This is a genomic window from Streptomyces sp. NPDC044044, assembly GCF_056434405.1.
Window position 1 is genome coordinate 109,397 of sequence record NZ_JBWKFG010000003.1, and the last position, 20,699, is coordinate 130,095.

General features: G+C 70.8%; 12 protein-coding genes. 10 read left to right on the top strand and 2 right to left on the bottom strand.

Annotated elements, in window-relative coordinates:
* The first annotated feature begins 102 nt into the window (after positions 1 to 102).
* Positions 103 to 1,809: a glycerol-3-phosphate dehydrogenase/oxidase gene (locus AC07AG_RS11470; protein WP_478754139.1), complete on the top strand. Its 1,707-nt coding sequence runs from the start codon at positions 103 to 105 to the stop codon at positions 1,807 to 1,809.
* Positions 1,810 to 1,863: 54 nt separating this feature from the next.
* Here AC07AG_RS11470 and AC07AG_RS11475 read toward each other — a convergent pair whose 3' ends face one another.
* Entirely contained in the window at positions 1,864 to 3,090 is a 1,227-nt protein-coding gene (locus tag AC07AG_RS11475; protein ID WP_478754141.1) for a serine hydrolase domain-containing protein, read from the bottom strand.
* Between the two features lie 135 nt (positions 3,091 to 3,225).
* Here AC07AG_RS11475 and AC07AG_RS11480 point away from each other — a divergent pair, with 135 nt between their 5' ends.
* The 7 genes from AC07AG_RS11480 to AC07AG_RS11510 all read left to right on the top strand — a co-directional run bounded on the left by AC07AG_RS11480 (position 3,226) and on the right by AC07AG_RS11510 (position 17,884).
* Positions 3,226 to 5,484: a serine/threonine-protein kinase gene (locus AC07AG_RS11480; protein WP_478754143.1), complete on the top strand. Its 2,259-nt coding sequence runs from the start codon at positions 3,226 to 3,228 to the stop codon at positions 5,482 to 5,484.
* 202 nt (positions 5,485 to 5,686) lie between these two features.
* Positions 5,687 to 8,569 carry a protein kinase gene (locus tag AC07AG_RS11485; RefSeq protein ID WP_478754145.1) on the top strand — a complete coding sequence of 961 codons (2,883 nt, stop codon included), beginning with the start codon at positions 5,687 to 5,689 and terminating at the stop codon, positions 8,567 to 8,569.
* A 227-nt stretch (positions 8,570 to 8,796) separates the two neighbouring features.
* Positions 8,797 to 10,542 (top strand): serine/threonine-protein kinase, encoded by a 1,746-nt coding sequence (locus AC07AG_RS11490; protein ID WP_478755503.1) that lies wholly within the window; start codon positions 8,797 to 8,799, stop codon positions 10,540 to 10,542.
* Positions 10,543 to 10,644: 102 nt separating this feature from the next.
* Positions 10,645 to 12,288, top strand: a complete 1,644-nt coding sequence (locus AC07AG_RS11495; RefSeq protein WP_478754147.1) for a serine/threonine-protein kinase — start codon at positions 10,645 to 10,647, stop codon at positions 12,286 to 12,288.
* 124 nt (positions 12,289 to 12,412) lie between these two features.
* Positions 12,413 to 14,182 (top strand): serine/threonine-protein kinase, encoded by a 1,770-nt coding sequence (locus tag AC07AG_RS11500; RefSeq protein WP_478754149.1) that lies wholly within the window; start codon positions 12,413 to 12,415, stop codon positions 14,180 to 14,182.
* 174 nt (positions 14,183 to 14,356) lie between these two features.
* The gene (locus AC07AG_RS11505; protein WP_478754151.1) at positions 14,357 to 15,973 is read left to right on the top strand and encodes a succinic semialdehyde dehydrogenase; all 1,617 of its coding nucleotides are present in this window, start codon (positions 14,357 to 14,359) and stop codon (positions 15,971 to 15,973) included.
* 66 nt (positions 15,974 to 16,039) lie between these two features.
* On the top strand, positions 16,040 to 17,884 hold the full coding sequence (locus AC07AG_RS11510) for a GMC oxidoreductase (RefSeq protein WP_478754153.1): 1,845 nt from the start codon (positions 16,040 to 16,042) through the stop codon (positions 17,882 to 17,884).
* Positions 17,885 to 18,006: 122 nt separating this feature from the next.
* Here the strand turns inward: AC07AG_RS11510 and AC07AG_RS11515 are convergent, their stop codons facing one another.
* The gene (locus tag AC07AG_RS11515; RefSeq protein ID WP_478754155.1) at positions 18,007 to 19,026 is read right to left on the bottom strand and encodes an LAETG motif-containing sortase-dependent surface protein; all 1,020 of its coding nucleotides are present in this window, start codon (positions 19,024 to 19,026) and stop codon (positions 18,007 to 18,009) included.
* Between the two features lie 249 nt (positions 19,027 to 19,275).
* On the opposite strand from AC07AG_RS11515, the gene AC07AG_RS11520 reads away from it, so the two are divergent.
* Complete coding sequence (locus tag AC07AG_RS11520) at positions 19,276 to 19,713, top strand: hypothetical protein (protein ID WP_478754157.1); 438 nt, start codon at positions 19,276 to 19,278, stop codon at positions 19,711 to 19,713.
* A 180-nt stretch (positions 19,714 to 19,893) separates the two neighbouring features.
* Complete coding sequence (locus AC07AG_RS11525) at positions 19,894 to 20,679, top strand: hypothetical protein (RefSeq protein WP_478754159.1); 786 nt, start codon at positions 19,894 to 19,896, stop codon at positions 20,677 to 20,679.
* Positions 20,680 to 20,699 lie beyond the last annotated feature (20 nt).

Below are 20,699 nucleotides of genomic sequence, written 5' to 3' on the forward strand. Positions count from 1 at the left end.
GGCCGCGTGTTGTCCACAGGCGGCGACCGAACTCAGCGGACCTGACCAGAATCTGGGCATGATGTGAGCGCGACCACACCCGACAGCTAACGGGAGGCAGCGGTGAGGACAGCGACCTTGGGACCGGCGGAGCGTGCCGAGTCACTTGCGGAAATGGCCGAGCGGGAGCTGGATGTCCTGGTCGTGGGCGCGGGAGTGGTCGGTGCGGGCACCGCACTCGACGCCGTGACCCGCGGCCTCTCCACCGGCCTCGTCGAGGCACGGGACTGGGCGTCGGGCACATCGAGCCGGTCGAGCAAGTTGATCCACGGCGGCCTGCGCTATCTGGAGATGCTCGACTTCGCGCTGGTGCGCGAGGCGCTGAAGGAGCGCGGCCTGCTCCTCGAGCGGCTCGCCCCGCATCTCGTGAAGCCGGTGCCGTTCCTGTATCCCTTGCAGCACAAGGGCTGGGAGCGGATCTATGCCGGATCGGGCGTCGCGTTGTACGACGCCATGTCGATGTCGCGGGGCCACGGCCGAGGCCTGCCCATGCACCGCCATCTGACCCGACGTCACGCCCTGCGCGTCGCCCCGTGCCTGAAGAAGGACGCGCTGACGGGGGCCATGCAGTACTACGACGCGCAGATGGACGACGCCCGCTATGTGGCGACACTGGTGCGCACAGCGGCGGCGTACGGCGCGAAGGTCGCCAACCGCGCGCGTGTGACGGGCTTCCTGCGCGAGGGCGAACGCGTCGTCGGCGCCCGGGTGCAGGACGTCGAGGGCGGCGGGGAGTACGAGGTCCGGGCCAAGCAGGTGGTCAACGCCACCGGTGTGTGGACGGACGACACCCAGGCGATGGTCGGCGAGCGGGGACAGTTCCACGTCAGGGCGTCCAAGGGCATCCATCTGGTCGTGCCCAAGGACCGGATCAACTCGACGACCGGCCTGATCCTGCGCACCGAGAAGAGCGTCCTCTTCGTCATCCCGTGGGGACGGCACTGGATCGTGGGGACGACCGACACCGACTGGGACCTGGACAAGGCGCATCCCGCGGCGTCCAGCGCCGACATCGACTATCTGCTCGAGCATGTGAACTCGGTCCTCGCGGTGCCCCTTTCACGGGACGACGTGCAAGGGGTGTACGCGGGGCTCAGGCCGCTGCTCGCCGGGGAGTCGGACGCCACGAGCAAGCTGTCGCGCGAGCACACGGTGGCGCATCCCGCGCCGGGCCTCGTGGTCATCGCGGGCGGCAAGTACACGACGTATCGAGTGATGGCGAAGGACGCCGTGGACGAGGCGGTGCACGCCCTCGACCAGCGGGTTGCGGACTGTGTCACCGAGGACATTCCGCTGGTCGGCGCCGAGGGGTACAAGGCGCTGTGGAACGCGCGCGCCAGGATCGCCGCACGCACCGGGCTCCATGTGGTGCGCGTGGAGCACCTGTTGAACCGGTACGGCTCGCTGGCGGAGGAAGTCCTCGCCCTCGTCACGGCCGACCCCACGCTGGGCGAGCCGCTGCAGGCCGCGGACGACTATCTGCGCGCCGAGATCGTCTATGCCGCGTCGCACGAGGGGGCACGGCATCTGGACGACGTGCTGACCCGGCGCACGCGCATCTCGATCGAGACGTTCGACCGGGGCACCCGCAGTGCGCGGGTGTGCGCGGAGCTGATGGCGCCGGTCCTTGGCTGGGACAAGGACCAGGTGGAGCGGGAGGTGCAGCATTACGAGAAGCGGGTGGAGGCCGAGCGGGAGTCGCAGCGGCAGCCGGACGACCTGACGGCGGACGCGGCGAGGCTGGGCGCGCCGGACATCGTGCCGCTCTAGCCGTTCGCCCCCGGCTCGTGCCCGGCTCGCCCCCGGCTCGTGCCCGGCTCGCCCTCACCTGTCGGCCGGGTCGGATGCGCAGAACTCGGCCGCCAGGAGGGTCGATTCGAGGTCCGGGTCGGCTATCCCGTCCGTGTTGACCCGGAAAGTCAGGACACGGTCGCCGTCGCGGGTGGCGGCCGTGCGGACGTAACTTCCGGCGATGCGGCCGCTGTGGCCCCAGACCGTGGTGCCGCAGGGCAGCTTCTGCGGGTAGAGGCCCATGCCGTACCGGCCCTCCGCGGTGCGGGTGTTGAGCATCTGCCGCAGCTGGGGCGCGGGGAGCAGCCGGCCGGTGAGGAGGGCGGCGTAGAAGCGGTTCAGGTCGGCGAGTGTGGAGACCAGCTCGCCCGCGGCGCCCGCGACGCCCGGGTTGAGGGCGGTGACGTCCTGGCCCTCGCTCGTGTACGCGCGACCGTGCGGGGCGGGGAGCGTGGTGCGGGTGCCGGGGAAGGAAGTGCCGGACAGGCCAAGGGGGGTGATGACGCGGCGTTCGGTCTCGGCGGCGTAGGAGCGGCCGGTGACCTGTTTGATCACCATGCCGAGGACGACGTAGTTGGTGTTGGAGTACGACCAGCGGCCCGGCGTGGTCGCGGGGCGGGCGAGGGCGGTGCGGACCGCCTCCGCCGGAGTGAGGGGGGCGAGGCCTTTGGTGTCGGTGGTGTAGTCCGCGAGGCCGCTGGTGTGGGTGAGCAGGGCGCGCAGAGTGAGAGCGCGGCCGGTGAGACTTTTGCCGCGGATGAGACCGGGCAGGTGGAGTTCCACGGAGTCGGACAGGGACAGACGGTGTTCGGCGGCGAGTTGGAGTACGACCGTCGCGATGAACGTCTTGGTGATGCTTCCGGCGCGGAAGTGGTCGGTGCGGCGGATGCGGGTGGCGTCGCCGGTGTCGTGGCCGGTGTCGGCGCCGCTTCCTGCGCTTCCTATTTCGGTCGCGGGTGCTTGGTTTCTGTCCGGGCCCGTGGTGGTGTCGTCAGCCGTGGGCTGGTTGGCCTGCGCGAAGTGCCAGTGGGGCCGCTGGGCCGCCCGCTGTCCCGGTGGTGGGTCCGGGGCGCCCGGCTCGGTTGTTGACCATGGGGCTTCGCGGGCCAACAGAGCCGCGGCGGGGGCCTTGCCTCGGGTGACGAGCAGCGGAAGAGTGGCGTCCGTGGCCGGTTTGGCGGCCAGCGGCGCACTGGCGGAAGTCAGGCCGATGAGGGTCACCGCAAGGGGTACGGCCAGCAGTGTCCGCGGAATGGGCATGGCGGTCCCTCCCTGTGCGGAGCCCATCATGAGGGACGTTGGACCCTGGGCGTAGACCGGTCCCTGAGTAAGGGACAATGGAGGCTCTGTCAGGGCGGGTTGCGCGGGTAGCAGCGGTAGCAGCAGAGGGGACGCATGTCGGACGCGGAGCAGGCGGGTCAGTCCCGTCAGGACAAGAGCGAACGTCTCCTCTCCGGGCGTTACCGGCTGGGAGAAGTGCTCGGCCGCGGCGGAATGGGAACCGTCTGGCGCGCCAAGGACGAGACACTCGGCCGGACCGTCGCGGTGAAGGAGCTGCGCTTTCCCTCGAGCATCGACGAGGACGAGAAGCGTCGGCTCATCACGCGTACGTTGCGTGAGGCCAAGGCGATCGCGCGGATCCGCAACACCAGCGCGGTGACCGTGTACGACGTGGTCGACGAGGACGACCGGCCGTGGATCGTGATGGAGCTGGTCGAGGGCAAGTCGCTCGCCGAGGCCATTCGCGAGGACGGGCTGCTCACGCCGAGGCGCGCGGCCGAGGTCGGGCTCGCGGTGCTCGACGTGCTGCGCTCGGCGCACCGCGAGGGAATTCTGCACCGCGACGTGAAGCCGTCGAACGTGCTGATCGCCGAGGACGGCCGGGTCGTCCTCACGGACTTCGGCATCGCGCAGGTCGAGGGCGACCCGTCGATCACGTCCACCGGCATGCTCGTCGGCGCTCCCTCGTACATCTCGCCGGAGCGTGCACGAGGGCACAAGCCTGGTCCGGCGGCCGACCTGTGGTCGCTCGGCGGGCTGCTGTACGCGGCGGTGGAAGGCGTTCCTCCGTACGACAAGGGGTCGGCGATCGCGACCCTCACCGCGGTGATGACCGAGGACGTCGAACAGCCGACGAACGCGGGTCCGTTGGAGAAGGTCATCTACGGCCTGCTCGCCAAGGACCCCGAGCAGCGGCTGGACGACGCGGGGGCGCGTGCGCTCCTGCTCGACGTGATTCACGCGCCCGAGGTCAAGGACGAGCCGGAGCCGGTCGACGCGACGAAGGTCGTGCCGTTGCCTCCGGTGCCGCCGGCCTTGGGGAAGCGGTTCGGGAAGGACAAGAGCAAGGGCAGGGGCAAGGGAGGCGTCGGCCGTGCGGCCGGGGCTGGTGCGGCCGGTGGCGGCGCCGCTGGTGCCGCTGGTGCGGGTGGCGCTGCGGGTGGCGCTGCGGCCACGTCTGAGGCCGCCGGGAGCTCCGAGACCGCTGGATCCTCCGTGGACTCCGGTGGCCGCAAGGGCGAGGAGGCCGCCGAGCGGCTGAAGGGTGCGCTCCGGTCGGTGCGGAAGGCCGCGGCTGCGGCTACCGCGCGGGGTGCGGGCGCGGGTGCGGGCACGGGTGCGGGCGCCGGGACGGCTGCTTCCGGTCCTGCTTCGCCCTCTGAATCCAATTCCAGTTCCAGTTCCAGTTCCAGTTCCAACTCCAAGTCCGGTTCTGGGGCTGGGTCTGGGTCTGGGGCCGCATCTGGTGCGGTGGCGGGGAAGCCGTCGCGTACCGGTGCGGCTGGGACGGCCGCTGCTGCTCCTGCTGCTGCCTCTCCTTCCACTCCGCCGCCTCCCGCGACTCCGCCGCGTGCGACGCCTCCCAAGGCCTCGCTCACCGACGTGGTGCCGCGGCGCACGCTCGTGATCATCTCGGTGGCCCTCGTGCTCGCGGTGCTCGGGACCGTGCTGGCCTTCGCGCTGAACGGCGGGGACGAGAACGGCGGGCAGGACAGCAAGAACGGCGGGGACAAGGCCGCGTCCAGCGGGGCCACCGCGGGCAGCGGTGAGAAGGACAAGGAGAAGGACCAGGGCGCCGGGAAGGACGACGGTGCCGAGAAGGACAAGGGCGACGCGGACAAGGGCACGGGTTCGGGGGCGAGCCCCGGCGCGGACGAGAGCAAGGATCCGGACGGCAGCGACGAGGGCAGCGGCAACGACCCCGGCAAGGAGCCGGGCGACGGTGCCGAGTCGACGTACAAGCACTCCCAGGGATTCTCGGTGGGCCTGCCCAAGGGCTGGAAGTATCAGTCCACGGCTGCCGCGGGCGCGCGTTTCACCGGGCCGAACGGGCAGAAGCTGCTGATCGGCTGGACCCCCACCCCGAAGTCCGACCCCGTGAGCGACTGGAAGAGCCAGGAGTCGTACATGGTCCGGTCGCAGTACAAGCGCATCCGGATAGAGAAGGTCGACTTCCGCGGCTGGAACACGGCCGACTGGGAGTTCACGTACGTCGACGGCGGCACGAAGTACCGCTCGATAGACCGCGGCTTCGTTGTCAACGACCACCTGGGCTACGGAATGATGTACACGGCCAAGGACGGCAAGTGGGGCAGCGACGAGCGCAAGGACGCGTGGCGGACCTTCACGAAGTCGTTCGAGCCGAAGAAGTAGCCGAAGAAGTAGCTGAAGAAGCAGCCGGAGGAAGTAGCCGAAGGAAGCAGCCAGCAGAAATAGCCAAGGGTCTCGGCGAGATCTCGCATCCCCTCAATGTGGTTTGCCTCCGGCACGTATCGTGAGTGACTGCGGACCGTACGCAGCCGCAACAAGGCGTTAGACGAACGGAATTGACCACCGGGCGGACGGGGGAGGCGTCGTGGACGAATACGCGGGGCGGGTACTCGCCGACCGCTATCGCCTGCCGCTGCCTCCTGCGGATGAGTACGAACTCGCGGAGACCCGCGCCTTCGACACGTACAGCGGGCAGGAAGTCCTGGTCAGGCAGGTGCCGTTGCCTGAGGTCGTCGACGCGGAAGTGCTTGAGCTCGATGAGCGGGACCTCCCGGAGGGTGAGCTTCCGGCCGGGTTCGTGAGCGCGGGGGCGGTGCGACGGCCGTCGGCGCGCACGACGCGCAGGCCGTCGGACCCGGCGGTGCGGCGCGCGATAGAGGCGGCGCAGGCCGCCGCGCAGATTCCCGACCATCCGCGGCTCGACCAGGTCTTCGACGTGTTCGCCGAGGGCGGTTCGCTGTGGATAGTCAGCGAGTTGGTGGCGGCGAGGCCGCTGGCCGCGCTGCTCGCGGACCGGCCGCTGAGCCCGTATCGGGCGGCGGAGATCGCGTCGGACGTGGTGACGGCGCTGCGGGTGCTGCACGCGCACGGCTGGGTCCACCGGAACATCACCGCCCGCACGGTCCTGGTCTGCGACGACGGCCGGGTGGTCCTCACGGGCCTGGCGGCGGGCGCGGCGGAAGAGGCGCTGTGCGGGTACGACCCTCGGCCCGAGGAGTACCTCGCGGGTTTTGAGGGTGGGGATGGGGGTGGGGACGACGGCTCGGGGCCCGACGCGGGTGAGGATGCGGGTGAGCCTGGCGGGGCCGATGCGCCTGGCGAGCCCTATGCGCCCGGCGCGGCTTACACGCCTGACGGGGCCTACGAGGTCGATGAGAGCGATCGTTCGCGTGGGCATGCCGCGATCGAGGCCGCCCCGGCCGCTGAGCCCGGGGGCGCTGTGCGGGCGACACGGTCCAACGCCATAGCCGCGTATCGCGCCGGGGCACGGGCCGCGGCGCGGGTGAGCGAGGAAGAGGGGCGGCGGGGCCGGGCATCGACGGGTGCGGAGTTGCCGGGGCCCCGGGACGGCGGGTCGTTCGGGGCGCGTGAGGGGCACGGGGCGTACGAGACGTACGAGACCTACGAGACGTACGAGACGTACGACGATGATGGGCCGCGTGGGTACGGCGCGGAGGGCGGGAACAGTGGTGAGGCCGAGGTTGCCGGGCGGATCATGGATCCGTATGGCGTCGGCGGTACGAAGCAGTGGCACGGGGCCGTGCCGAGGGGCGGAGGCGCGGGGGAGTCGAGTTCAGGTGCGGGCAAGGGCGTTGCCCCCGGCCGCACCACTCCTCCCCCCGCGGCTGCCGCTACACCCGCTACACCCGCTCCAGCCCCAGCCCCAGCCCCAGCCCCAGGCCCAGCTCCATCCCCAGCCCCAGCCCCAGGCCCATCCCCTTCGCCTTCCTCTTCCTCGTCCCCTCCCTCGTCCGGCCACAGCTACTGGGACGCCCTCGTCGCCGAGCGGAGCGGGGCCCGGCGCGGGCCCGCCACCGCTCTTGCCGCCGAGCGGGCCCGGCACGCACGTATGACCGTGGTCGGCGCCGTGACCGAGCGGTGGGCGCCCGAGCAGGCCGGGCCCGTGCACGAGAACTGGCAGCTCGCCCCGCCCATCGGACCCGCCACCGACCTCTGGGCGCTCGGCGCGTTGCTGTTCCGGGCCGTGCAGGGCCACGCGCCCTACCCGGAGGAGAGCACCTTCGAGCTCGTCCAGCTGGTGTGCGCCGAGCCGCCGGCCTTCGCGGAGGAGTGCGGTCCGCTCCGGCCCGTCGTCGAGTCGCTGCTGCGCCAGGACCCCACGGAGCGGCTCGACTTCGAGGAGCTGAACGGCTGGCTGCGGTCGCTGGTCCGCTCGGCGCCCGAGCCGGAAGCAGGCGCGAACGTCGTGCCCGCGCCGCCGTTCGACGCCAGGCGGCTGCCTGTCGTCCGCCGTCGCGGTGTTCTCGTACGTCGCAAGAAGCGGCGCGCCGCCGCGCCCGCCGACCCCGCCCCCATGCCGAACTCCCGGCAGAACGGGCGTCACAAGCACAAGCAGTCGAAGCAGTCGAAGCTGGCGAAGCAGCCCAAGCGAGGGCGGGAAGCCAGGCCGATGGCCAACGCGCCCTCGTCCGCGTTCGCCTCGGCACCCGCGCCCCCGCGCGCACCCGCACCTCCACGCGCGCGCGCGCCCAAGCGCAGCGGTACGGGACGGCCGCGCTCCCTGGGGCGCCTCCTGCTCCTCCTCATCCTGGTCGGGCTCGTCGCGGCGATCGCGTACGCCGTGGCCTTCATGCCCAAGTCGGGGGAGGACAGGGGCAGCGAGCGTGCCGGATCCGCCGGGGACCCCGGCAGCAGCTCAAGCGCCCGGCCCAGCGAGGACGGCAAGTCCGACAAGCCCAGCGACAAGCCGAGCGACAAACCCAGTGACAAGCCCAGCGACAAGCCGGAGAGGAGCCCCGACTCGCAGCAGCCGCAGACCAGCGGACCCGCGCTGCCGAAGGGCTTCACGCTCCGCAAGGACGCCGAGGGCTTCCGGGTCGCCGTCGCGAGCGGCTGGGACCGGCAGCCCAAGAACGGGCGGGGTCAGGTCCTTTACACGCAGGGCGACTTCGAGCTGATCGTCGTGCCGGGGCGGGACGGCACGGACGAGTACGGCAGCGACCCCATGAAGTACCAGCGCGAGCACGAGCGCGAGCTGCAGCCGTTCCGCGACTCGACCTGGGCGGAGTCCTCCGGGATGCGCAGGATCGATGTGGGTGGACGGGTCATGGGTGAGGGGCAGTTCACCTGGCAGGCCTCGGGCGGCGGCGAGATCTTCGTACGCAATCTCGCGATGATCGTCGGCGGGAAGTACCACGTCGTGCAGATCCGGGGACCTGAGGCCGAGCGGGACGAAGTGGACCGGTTCTACGAGCAGGCCTCGTCGACCTATCAGGTCACTGATTGAACCGTTGACCGGTTTCCCTCCCTCATCAGTCATCATGTGATGCATCGGGCACGGTATTTGACTGTTCCTGATCGACGTTTCGCGGAGCTTCTCGGCCGCGGGAGCGGCTCGGTGTCGTTGCGTCACGCGTCACAGTGAGGTCTCCGAGCACCCCCGGAGGTTCCCCGCACGCCACCGGCTCCCTAACCTGGGCCATGTCAGAACCATTGCGGGGGATCGTGAATCAGATGCAGGGCCTGCTCCTCGCGGGCCGCTACCGGCTCGGAGAGTCCATCGGGCGCGGTGGCATGGGACGGGTGTGGCGCGCGCGGGACGAGGTGCTGCACCGGGTCGTCGCCGTCAAGGAGCTGACGGCCGCGCAGTTCGTGCAGGAGGCCGACCGCGCGGTCCTTTTCGCGCGTACGCACGCGGAGGCGCGGGCCGCGGCCCGGATCAACCACCCCGCGGTCGTCACCGTCCACGACGTCCTCGAGTACGACGACCGGCCCTGGATCGTGATGGAGCTGGTCGAGGGCCGTTCGCTCGCGGACGCCGTCAAGGAGCAGGGCCGCATCGAGCCCGCCGAGGCCGCCCGCATCGGCCTGTGGACGCTGAAGGCCCTGCGCGCGGCGCACGCGGCCGGGGTCCTGCACCGTGACGTCAAGCCCGGCAACGTACTCCTGTCGAACGACCGGCGCATTCTGCTCACCGACTTCGGGATCGCCGCGATCGAGGGGGACTCGACGATCACGCGGACGGGCGAGGTCGTCGGCTCCGTCGACTATCTGGCGCCCGAGCGCGTCAGCGGCGCCAACCCGGGCCCTGCGTCGGACCTGTGGGCCCTCGGCGCCACGCTGTACACGGCGGTCGAGGGGAACTCCCCGTTCCGGCGCACGTCCCCGCTGGGCACCATGCAGGCCGTGGTCACGGAGGAGCCCGCGCCGCCCGAGTACGCGGGGGTGCTCGCCCCTGTCATCAGCGCGCTCCTCCGAAAGGACCCGGACACCCGGCCGACCGCGGAAGAGGCCGAGCTGATGCTCGCCGAGGCAGCGGAAGGGCGACAGCCGAGCGGGGCGCAGGCGTACGTGCCGACGCAGATCCACTCCACGTCCCAGCAGCAACAGCAACAGCAACAACAGCCGCAGCCCCAGCCCCAAGCGCAGACCCGGCACCAGCACACACCGCAGTACGGCCACCACTCGGTGGAGCCCGGCACTGTCGTCCACGGGAACAGCGGGACAGGAAACGGCCGCACAGGAAACGGCGCGACAGGAAACGGCACCGGCCTCAATTCCGCGCCCTACGACTCCGGCACCGTCGTCCACGGCACCCACCAGTCACACGAGGCACACCAGTCGCACCAGTCGCACCAATACCCGAGTCACCCTCCGAAGCGCCACAAGCGGGCCGCGATCATCGCGGTGGTCGCCGCGGCCGTGCTGCTCGGCGGCGGAACCGCGGGCTACCTGTACTACGCGGACGGCGACGACGGCCGTACGGAGCAGTCCAGTGACGGAGCGCCGGGCAAGGCGGTCGGCGGCATACCCAAGGACTGGCCGTTGGTGGAGGATGCCGAGGGCTTCAAGCTCAGGCTGCCCAAGGGCTGGGAGCGGGAAGCCGACGGAAATCAGATCGACTACACCCCGGACCACGGACGGCACTTCGTACGCATCAGCGTCGACCGCAACACGACGTGGGAGAGCCCCTACACGCACCAGCTGGACCTGGAGAGGAATCTGAAGGTCAAGCTGCCCGACTACAAGAGGCTGCAGCTTGATTCGAACACCTACCGCGATCGGACGGGCGCACTCTGGGAGTTCAGCTGGACGGCGGGGGCGAACGACACGACCGCGGGCCCGCGCCGCGCCATCTCACAGTCCTATCTCAGCCGTGGCGGCGTCGAGTACGTGATTTACATGTCGTCCCCCGCCGCCGACTGGGACAAGGCGCGCCAGCAGTTCGACGCGATACTCCGGGGCTGGGTGGAGGGCTGAGGCCCTGGCCCGCCGCCGGGGCGGCCGGGACGAGCGGCCTGAACCAGTCCGCCGCCCAGGTCCGGAGGGTCCGTTCGCACACGTGTGGGGCATGATGGCCGCATGGGGAGCGTGGGGGACAACGCCCGGGTCATAGCTGGCCGTTACCGTCTGGATGTGCGGCTCGGCAGGGGTGGCATGGGCGTCGTCTGGCAGGCCACTGATCAGTTCCTCGGCCGCCGGGTCGCCGTCAAGGAACTGGCGCTCGACGACACGCTCTCCGAATCCGACGCGATGCAGCAGCGCGAACGCACCTTGCGCGAGGCGCGGGCGGCGGCGCAGCTCCGGCACCCGCACATCATCGTCGTCCACGACGTCGTCGTGCAGAGCGACCACCCGTACATCGTCATGGAGTTGATCGAGGGCGGTTCGCTCGCCGGGCGGATCGCGCGTTCGGGCCCGATGAACGCGCGGGCCGTGGCCCGGATGGGCATCGATCTGCTCGGCGCGCTGAGCGTCGCGCACGCCGCCGGGGTCCTGCACCGCGACATCAAGCCCGCGAACGTCCTCATGGAGGAGGCGACCGGGCGCGTCGTCCTCACCGACTTCGGGATCGCGCAGGTCAGCGGGGCGACGACGCTCACGGAGATCGGGTCGTTCGTGGGCTCGCCCGAATACACCGCGCCCGAGCGCATGTCGGGCGAGCGGACGGGGCCCGAGTCCGACCTCTGGTCGCTCGGCGCGCTCCTCGTCGCCGCGCTGACCGGCGAGTCGCCCTTCCGGCGCGACTCGATCGGCGGCGTGCTGCACGCCGTCGTCTTCGACGAGATCCGCCCGCCGCCGGCCGCCGCACCGCTGCTGCCCGTCATCCTCGGCCTCCTCGAACGCGACCCGGACCGGCGGCTCGGGGCGGCGGAGGCGGTGCGGCTGCTGCGGACGTACGTCGAGACGGGGCGGATGCCGTCGACACCGGCGGGCCGGGCCGGCGGTCAGCCGTCGGCGCTGCCGGGCGGGCGGCTCGGCGGCTACACGCCCACCTACCGTGACCTGCCCACGCGTCCGCCCGCGCACCCGCCGGGGCCTTCCCGGGGCAGGCGCAGGGTCATGCTGATCGCCGCGGCGCTCGTGGCCGCGGTGGCCGGGGCCGGGGTGTCCGCCGCCGTCCTGCTGGGCAGGGACGACGACGGGAAGGGCGGTACGCCGTCGACGCCGGCCTCGCAGAGTTCGCAGACCGCGCAGACGGGGACGCCGAGCCCGTCGCCCTCGCCGACCCCGACGGTGACGGTCACGCGCGGCTCCCGCACACCGAAGCCCTCCACGCCCGAGGCCCCCGAGGGCTACCGCGTGGCGGAGGACCCCAGGGGCTTCACGCTCGCCGTGCCGGACGGCTTCACGCGCGAGCTGGACGGGCCCCGCACCTTCTACAAATCCCCCGGCGGCACCTACCGCATCGGCATCAAGGAGTCGGCCCCGGAGCCGGGCGGCCCGCTCGCCGTGCAGCGCCGCTCCGCCGCCAAGGGGCCGGAGAACAACCCCGGTTACCGGGACGGCGAGGTCAGCGAGACCTCGCACAACGGACGGCCCGCGGCCCTCTGGCAGTTCAGCTGGGACGGCTTCACGGAGGCGGAGGGTGCCCGGCACACGTACGACCTGTGCTGGGAGGAGGGCGGCCGGATGTACGACGTGTGGGTCTCGGCGCCGGTCGGCAAGGCCGAGCAGGGCAGGCGGTACTTCGACACGGCGGTGGACTCGTTCGTACGCCGCTGACGTCACGCCGTATGCCGCTGACGTCACGCCGTGCGTCGTTGCGGCTCGGCCCGGCGCATCACCCCTGTCACAAGTCGGTGACCCGAGTGGAAGCGGGGGCCTTCGGCAAGGTACTGATGTGGGCATGAGTAATGACGGGGGAGCCAACTACGGCCCGTACGAACCGACCAGTTTCGGACTGCAGCCTCCGCAGTCGTCCGTACCGGGGCAAGGTGGGCAGCAGGGTCAGGACGGGAACCCGTACGCCCAGCAGGAGCACCAGCACCAGCAGCCGCCGCACCAGCAGCAGTCACACACGCAGGTGTCGCACCCTCAGCAGCCGGCCGCGCCGACGCCGCCCCCGTCGCCCTACGCCCAGCCCACCCAGGTGGTGCCGAACCAGCCGTCCGAGCCGGACCCGGGCGCGGGCCGCCTGATCGCGGGCCGCTACCGCCTCCTCTCCAAGCTCGGCCACGGCGGCATGGGCACGGTCTGGCGCGCGAAGGACGAGACGGTGGACCGCGACGTCGCGGTCAAGGAACCCCGCATCCCCGACCACCTGCCCGAGCGCGAGCGCACCAACGTCTTCGAGCGGATGCGCCGCGAGGCGCGCGCCGCGGCCCGCCTCGACCACCCGGCCGTGGTCAACGTCCACGACGTGGCGGTCGAGGACGGCCAGCCGTGGATCGTCATGGAGCTGGTCCAGGGCCGCTCGCTCGGCGCCGCGCTCCAGGAGGGCACCCTGAGCGCCCGCGAGGCGGCCCGCGTCGGCCTGGAGGTGCTCGGCGCTCTGGACGCCGCCCATCAGGCGGGCATCCTGCACCGTGACGTGAAGCCGGACAACGTGATGCTGGGGCAGCACGACCGCGTCATCCTCACGGACTTCGGCATCGCCCAGATCGAGGGCGAGACGAACCTGACGGACACGGGCGGCTTCGTCGGTTCGCCCGAGTTCATCGCCCCGGAGCGGGTCCTCGGCCAGCGCCCGGGACCGGCATCCGACCTCTGGTCGCTCGGCGTGGTCCTCTACGCCGCGACGGAGGGCGTCTCGCCGTTCCGCCGCAACAACACCCCCGCGACGCTGCAGTCCGTCCTGAACGCGACACCCGCGGCCCCCGCTTCGGCCTCGGGCCCGCTGGCGCAGTCGATCAACGGACTCCTGGCCAAGGACCCGGCCCAGCGCCCGCGCGCGGCACAGGTCCGCGCCCTCCTGGAGGAAGCGGCGAAGCCGCCGGAGGTGGCGCCGACGCGGGTCGTCCAGGTCGGCGGGGGCGGTGCCTCGGGCGGCAAGGGCGTCACCCTCGGCCGGAAGTCCCTGATCAGCATCGGCGCGGTGGTCGTCGCAGCCGTGGTCGCAGGCGTCCTCGTGGTCATGAACCCGTTCGAGGCGGCCGAGGCGGACAGCTGGAAGCAGCACGAGGAGAAGGCGCTGGGCGTGACGCTTTCGGCACCGCCGGACTATGTGAAGTCCGAGCCGGACGGCTCTGTCGCGACGGAGCACTGGGTCAGGTACACCGACCCGAGCACCGCCATCTCGATCAACCTGAACCTGGAGAAGAAGTCCGAGGACAGCGCCGGTGAGATGGCGGGGTCCGCGGCCGCGCAGGCGTACAGCGACAGTGACGGGATCGAGAACGGCGACGACACGAACATGGCCGAGGATCCCGCTCCCCGGAGCAGAACGGTGAAGACCTCGTACAACGACCGGGAGTCCGCCGAGAACACGGTCACCTACGTCGACGACTCGGACTCGGATCAACTGAAGCCGCGCGAGGCCAAGGTCTTCTACTACAAGACCAAGTCCGGCGACATGTACAAGATGTGGATCGACTACCCGAGCAAGGGCGACTTCACCGAGCGCGGCCGTGAGGTCGCCAAGACCGCGATCGCCGAGCTGGAGATCAAGAACCTCTGACGCGGGCCCGTTCCGCGAGTGCGGTCCGAATTGGTGACCCGTTGTTGATCAACTCCGGCTAAGCCCCTGATCAGGTGCTTTACCGCCAGCGATCGCTGGCGCGGTGTGTGCACCCGGTGAAAGCTGATTACCGACGGGTACCCAAAACCTTGACCTGGGCCTACGCTCACCTCCATGACGGACTCGCAGGCCACCGCAGCGCCCCTCGGAACGAACCCGATAGCCACCGCCCCCGAAGGCGCGCGCACCGCCGCCGACGTGGTGACTCCCGAGCTGATCGCGCAGCTCACCCGGGATGTGATCGGCACGGGCCGGACGGCCAACCACCAGCCGTTCACCGGTGAGAAGCTGGCCGACCTGCCCGAGTCCACCCCCGAGGACGTGGCCACCGCCTTCGAGCGTGCCCGCGTGGCCCAGGTCGCCTGGGAGCGCACCCCGGTCCGCCGCCGCGCCGCGATCCTGCTCCGCTTCCACGACCTGGTGCTCCAGCGCCAGGCGGAGGTCCTCGACCTCATCCAGCTGGAGACCGGCAAGGCACGCCTGCACGCGCACGAGGAGCTGCAGGCCGTCGCCGTCGCCGCCCGGCACTACGGCCGCAAGGCCCCCGCGTATCTGAACCCCAAGCGGCACACCGGCGTCGTACCGACCCTCACGAAGGTCACCGAGAACCGTCAGCCGCGCGGTGTGGTCGGCCAGATCGCGCCCTGGAACTACCCCTTCGAGCTGTCCATCGGCGACGCCCTTCCCGCGCTCGTCGCGGGCAACGCGCTGGTGATGAAGCCCGACACGGAGACCTGCCTGACCGCCCTGTGGGCGCGGGACCTGATCATCGAGGCCGGGCTGCCCGCCGAGGTCTTCCAGGTCGTCCTGGGCGAGGGGCCCGTCGTCGGCCCCGAGATCGTCAAGCACGCCGACTACGTCTCCTTCACCGGCTCGACCCGCACCGGCCGCGAGGTCGCGCAGGGCGCCGCGGGCCGGCTCGTCGGCGTCTCGCTCGAACTCGGCGGCAAGAACGCCATGCTGGTGCTGCACGACGCCGACATCGACAAGGCCGCGGCGGGTGCCGTGCGCGCCTGCTTCTCGTCCGCGGGGCAGCTGTGCATCTCCATCGAGCGGTTGTACGTCCATGAGTCGATCGCGGACGAGTTCGTGGAGCGCTTCGCGGCGCGGACGAAGGCGATGCGGCTCGGCACGTCCCTCGCGTACGGAGCGGAGATGGGCTCGCTGGTCGGCGAGCGGCAGCTGGAGACCACCAAGCGGCACGTCGACGAGGCGGTCGCCAAGGGCGCCACGCTGATCGCGGGCGGCGTCGCACGTCCCGACATCGGCCCGTTCTTCTTCGAGCCGACGATCCTGGACGGCGTCGAGTCCCCGATGGCGGTGTGCGGCGAGGAGACCTTCGGGCCCGTCGTCTCCATCTACCGCTTCACCGACGAGAACGAAGCGGTCGAGCTCGCCAACTCCACGTCGTACGGCCTGAATTCCTCGGTCTGGACGAAGGACGGCAGCCGCGGCCGCAAGATCGCGGCCCGCCTGCGCACCGGCACGGTGAACGTGAACGAGGGCTTCGCGCCCGCCTACGGCAGCGTGCAGTCGCCGATGGGTGGCATGAAGGACTCGGGCCTCGGCCGCAGGCACGGCTCCGAGGGCATCCTGAAGTACACCGAGGCGCAGACCGTCGCGCACCAGCGCCTCATGCCGCTCGCGCCGTCCTTCGGCATGGACGACGAGAAGTACGCGGCGTTCATGAGCCTGAGCCTGAAGGTCATGAAGTCCCTGCGCCTGCGCTAGGCCAGGGGCCCGGAGTGGGTCCTCAAGAGCCGTTCTCTAAGGGTTAGTTCTCAACGAGGAGAGTCGATGTCACAGGAGAGCTCTGTCCAGAAACAGCCGGACAGTGAGGCGGGTGGACGCGGCGGGCCCGGCGAAGCGTCGTACGACTACGACGTCATCGTCGTCGGGTCCGGCTTCGGCGGCTCCGTCTCCGCCCTGCGCCTGACGGAGAAGGGCTACCGCGTCGGCGTGCTCGAAGCGGGGCGCCGCTTCACCCGTGAGTCGCTCCCGAAGAACTCCTGGGACCTCAAGAACTACCTCTGGGCGCCGGCCCTCGGCCTCTACGGCATCCAGCGCATCCACCTGCTGGGCAACGTGATGGTGCTCGCGGGGGCGGGCGTCGGCGGAGGTTCGCTGAACTACGCGAACACGCTCTACGTACCCCCCGCGCCGTTCTTCAACGACCCGCAGTGGAAGGACATCACGGACTGGCAGAACGAGCTCGCCCCCTACTACGAGCAGGCCAAGCGCATGCTCGGGGTGCGGCTCAACCCGACCACCACACCGTCCGACGTCCACCTGAAGGCGACCGCCCAGGCCATGGGAGTGGGCGACAGCTTCCACATGGCGCCGGTCGGCGTCTTCTTCGGCGACGAGCAGGACGCCTCGGGTACTTCAACGGCTCGGCCCGGCGCGGAAGTTCCCGACCCCTACTTCGGAGGCGCGGGCCCCTCGCGCAAGGCCTGCACCGAGTGCGGCGAGTGCATGACGGGCTGCCGGCACGGCGCGAAGAACACCCTCAACGAGAACTACCTCTACCTGGCGGAGAAGGCGGGCGCCGTCATCCACCCGATGACGTCCGTCGTCACCGTCACCGAGGACTCGCGGGGCGGGTACGCCGTCGCCACCCTGCCCACCGACGCCAAGCGCAAGGGCAAGGGGCGTACGTTCACGGCGCGCGAGGTCGTCGTCGCCGCGGGCACCTACGGCACGCAGACGCTCCTGCACCGCATGAAGGACACCGGCCTGCTCCCGCGCATATCGGGGCGGCTCGGCGCACTGACCCGCACGAACTCCGAGGCCCTGGTCGGCTCGCAGACCACCGACCGCCGCTACCGCAAGCAGCACGGCATCGAGAAGGCGGACTTCACCAAAGGCGTCGCGATCACCTCGTCGATCCACCCGAACGACTCCACGCACATCGAGCCCGTCCGCTACGGCAAGAAGTCCAACGCGATGGGCGGCATGACGATCCTGCAGGTGCCGTACAGCATCAAGGGCGGCAAGGCGCGCGTCACGGGATGGCTCGGGAACGTCGCCAAGCACCCCTGGCTGATGGTCCGTTCGCTCTCCAACCGGCGCTGGTCGGAGCGGACCATCATCGGCCTGGTCATGCAGACGCTCGACAACTCCCTGACCACGTACCGCAAGGAGAAGGGCATCGGCAAGGGCCTGCTGACCGCACGGCAGGGCCATGGCGCGCCCAACCCGACGCAGATCCCCGAGGCGACCGAGGCGGCGACGCTGCTCGCCAAGGAGATCAACGGCTTCGCGGGTTCGAACGTCGGCGAGCTGATGGGCACCCCGCTGACCGCGCACTTCCTGGGCGGCTGCCCGATCGGCGACAGCGCCGACACCGGGGTCATCGACCCCTACCACCGCCTCTACGGCCACCCCGGCATCTCGGTCGTCGACGGCGCCGCGGTCTCCGCGAACCTGGGCGTGAACCCCTCCCTGACGATCACCGCGCAGGCCGAGCGCGCGATGTCGTTCTGGCCCAACAAGGGCGCCGAGGACACACGTCCCGAGCAGGGCGCACAGTACGTACGCCTCGCCGCCGTCGAGCCGAAGTCCCCTGCGGTACCGGCCGGCGCGTTCGGCGCGCTGAGGCTTCCCTTCCTGGGGATGCCCGCGGTGCCGGCCAAGAAGTAGTCAGGGCGGCCACCGCGGCCGCGTACGCGAAAGGACCTGCGCCCCCCTCCGAGCGCAGGTCCTTTCGCGTGCTTCAGGTGCCGCTGAGCGGCGTGCCGTTTCCGGCGTACCGACGCACGTGCTTACGCGGTGGCGTCGGCCTTCTTGCGGCGGACGACGAAGACCGCACCCGCACCGGCGATGACGGCGACACCGCCGACGAGGCCGATGGTCGGCAGCATGGAGCTGGAGCCGGTCTCGGCGAGGTTGCCGGTGGTCGGGATCTCCTTGGCGCCGCCCTGGGGGGCCGTGCCACCGGTGGGCTTCTTGCCGCCCTTGTTCTCCTCGGCCTTGCCCGGGTTCTCGTTGTCGCTGCCGGCCTTCAGGACGGTGAACTCGTAGAACGCGAACGCGTTGTGCACGCAGTTCTGCTCGGAGTCGAGGTAGCCGCCGAGGCCGAGCGCGTAGCCGTCACCGGCCGGGGCCTTGGCGCTGACGTTGACGCGCAGCTTGATGTCGACCTTCTCCTTGGCACCCAGCTCGGTGGTGCCGAAGTACAGGCCGCCCGAGACCTCGTCCGCGATGGACTCCCAGGCCTTGGTGTCGGGGTTGAAGTACTGGATCTGCGCGTAGTTGGCGAGCCAGTCCTTCTCGTCCTCGCTCTCCGTGAAGTTGTCCACGGCGGCGAGCCACTGGACCTCGCCGAGGTCCTCGTCGCTCGGGTTCGAGGCGGTCAGCTTGAACTGGTGCCAGCCGCTGCCCGCGACGATCTTGCCGGGCAGACCCGAGAGGCCGAGCTCCAGCTTCGAGTCGTCGTCCACGCCGTCATCGTCGACCGCGCAGTCCGTGGGCTCCGCGGTCGGCTCGTCGGTCGGCTCTTCCGTCTCGGTGGGCTCCTCGGTCGGCTTGCCCGTCTCGGTGGGCTTGGCCGTCTCCGTGGGCGTCGCCGTCTCGGTCGGCTTGGCCGTCTCCGTGGGCTTGGCCGTCTCGGTCGCCGTCTCGGTGGGCTCGGCCGTCTCGGTCGGCGTGGGCGTGTCGGTGGCCGACGCGGTCGGAGTCGGAGTGGTGTCCGGGGTCGCGAAGGCGGCAGGGGCCGACAGCAGCGCGATCGGGGCTATGGCAGCGGTCGCGGCCGCGGCGGCCATGACACGGCGAAGCTTCATGAAGACCTCAGGTAGTCCGGCGTAGCACCTGGTGAGCGCTACGGAGGTGGAGGCCTCCGCGGTGGGGGCGCGGGTGTGGCCGTTGTTACGCATGCATGACCTGCGTCTGCTGTGAATGGTTGTCCTGGAACTCACAGAATTCTTATGTGGCTTGGATCACAGAGCTTGTGCGGCCGTCACCGGGTGCCGTAGAAATTCCCCCGCTCTACGGTGATCCGCCGGGAGCAAGGGGCAGCGGGAGGGGGCGGCGTGGCGGAGCCGGACGAGAGACCGGGCGGCATGCGGGACGGGGAGCCCGGCGAGATGCCGGATGCGATACCGGACGACGTGTGGGAGCGGTTCGAGCGCGACAGTCTGCGCGACATCCGTTCGTCGGCGCCGAAGGAGCCGTCCGCGCGGGCGCGCATGGTGGCCGAGCGGCTGCGACGTCTTGACGAGGAGGCGGCGCGCCAACAGGCCGCGGAGTCACGGGCGTTGGGCCGCAGGCGCAGGAAGCGCAAGGCGGCGAAGGGGGAGGGCGCCGCCGGGGCGTGGCGGCCGGACGAGTGGCGGTCCGCGCCGACCGGGCCGCGGCGCAGCGGGCGTTCGGAGCGCAGCCGCCGGGTGTGGAGCGTGGTGATCGTGGTGGGCTGCATGGCGCTGGCGATCGTGGTCCTGAGCCCGTTCCGGTTCTGGATCTGGCAGTAGCGGGAGCTGGGAGCGGTGGGACTTGCCGGCAGTGGGAACCGCCCGTAACGATCTTCCGTCGTAGAAGGGGTGCGGGTGACTCCGCATGAGCGGGTGACCCTGCATGGACGGGTGACCCCGCACTGTGTGAGACGAAAATGGGGGAGCGGGAACGTGAAGTCGGCTGTGTCGCGTGGCGTGGTGGCTGTTTCGACCGTGGCGGTGCTGGGCCTGACGGCGGCGTGCAGTGGTGGCGGTAGCAGTGATGGCGGCAGTGGCGGCGACGGCAAGGGCGAGAAGTCCGGGCAGGCGGACACGACCTCCGCCACCGCGAAGCTGGAGAAGGCGGCTCTCACCTCGGGCGACGTGAAGAAGTACGAGGTCGCGAAGGAGTCCGCAGAGGGCAAGGGCAAGGCCGAGGACAAGGGCAAGGGCACGCCGTCGGCGGGACGTGTGAACCCGGCCGACTGCCGCCCGCTGTCCGAGATGCTCACGGCCGCCGCCCCGCCGAAGTCGAAGGCGCACGTCAGTCGCACGCTGACCAGCACCGATGTCGCGGAAACCACCACGACGGAGGTCGTGCTGCTGGCGTACGGCCAGACCGATGCCGAGAACACCATGGACACGCTGCGCACGGCGACGAAGTCGAAGAAGTGCGCCACGTTCGGCGACGGCGGCCACCGCTACATCGGCGTCCGTCCGCAGCCCGCGCCGGTCGGCGGCGACGAGGCGGTCTCGTACAAGCTCGCGAGCCGGGCCGGTGAGTTCCTCGACCGGGACCGCGTCACCGTCGTGCGCAGCGGCTCGACGCTGATCGCTTTCCGTGCCTCGAACGTCTTCGACCCGGAGTCGGCCAAGGCCGACGAGGAGGGCGAGGCCGCCGGGCTGCCCGAGAAGTTCCGTGACGGCGTGACGGCCGACCCGGAGGTGGCCGAGGCGATCGTCGACGCGCAGCTCGCGAAGCTGGCCGAGGTCGGGAAGAGGTAGCGGCGCCCGGAGGGGCGAAG

Coding starts and splice junctions, on each gene's coding strand:
- AC07AG_RS11475 (WP_478754141.1), bottom strand. CDS start 3,090: ATGCCCATTCCGCGGACACTGCTGGCCGTACCCCTTGCGGTGACCCTC.
- AC07AG_RS11480 (WP_478754143.1), top strand. CDS start 3,226: ATGTCGGACGCGGAGCAGGCGGGTCAGTCCCGTCAGGACAAGAGCGAA.
- AC07AG_RS11490 (WP_478755503.1), top strand. CDS start 8,797: ATGCAGGGCCTGCTCCTCGCGGGCCGCTACCGGCTCGGAGAGTCCATC.
- AC07AG_RS11495 (WP_478754147.1), top strand. CDS start 10,645: ATGGGGAGCGTGGGGGACAACGCCCGGGTCATAGCTGGCCGTTACCGT.
- AC07AG_RS11500 (WP_478754149.1), top strand. CDS start 12,413: ATGAGTAATGACGGGGGAGCCAACTACGGCCCGTACGAACCGACCAGT.
- AC07AG_RS11505 (WP_478754151.1), top strand. CDS start 14,357: ATGACGGACTCGCAGGCCACCGCAGCGCCCCTCGGAACGAACCCGATA.
- AC07AG_RS11510 (WP_478754153.1), top strand. CDS start 16,040: ATGTCACAGGAGAGCTCTGTCCAGAAACAGCCGGACAGTGAGGCGGGT.
- AC07AG_RS11515 (WP_478754155.1), bottom strand. CDS start 19,026: ATGAAGCTTCGCCGTGTCATGGCCGCCGCGGCCGCGACCGCTGCCATA.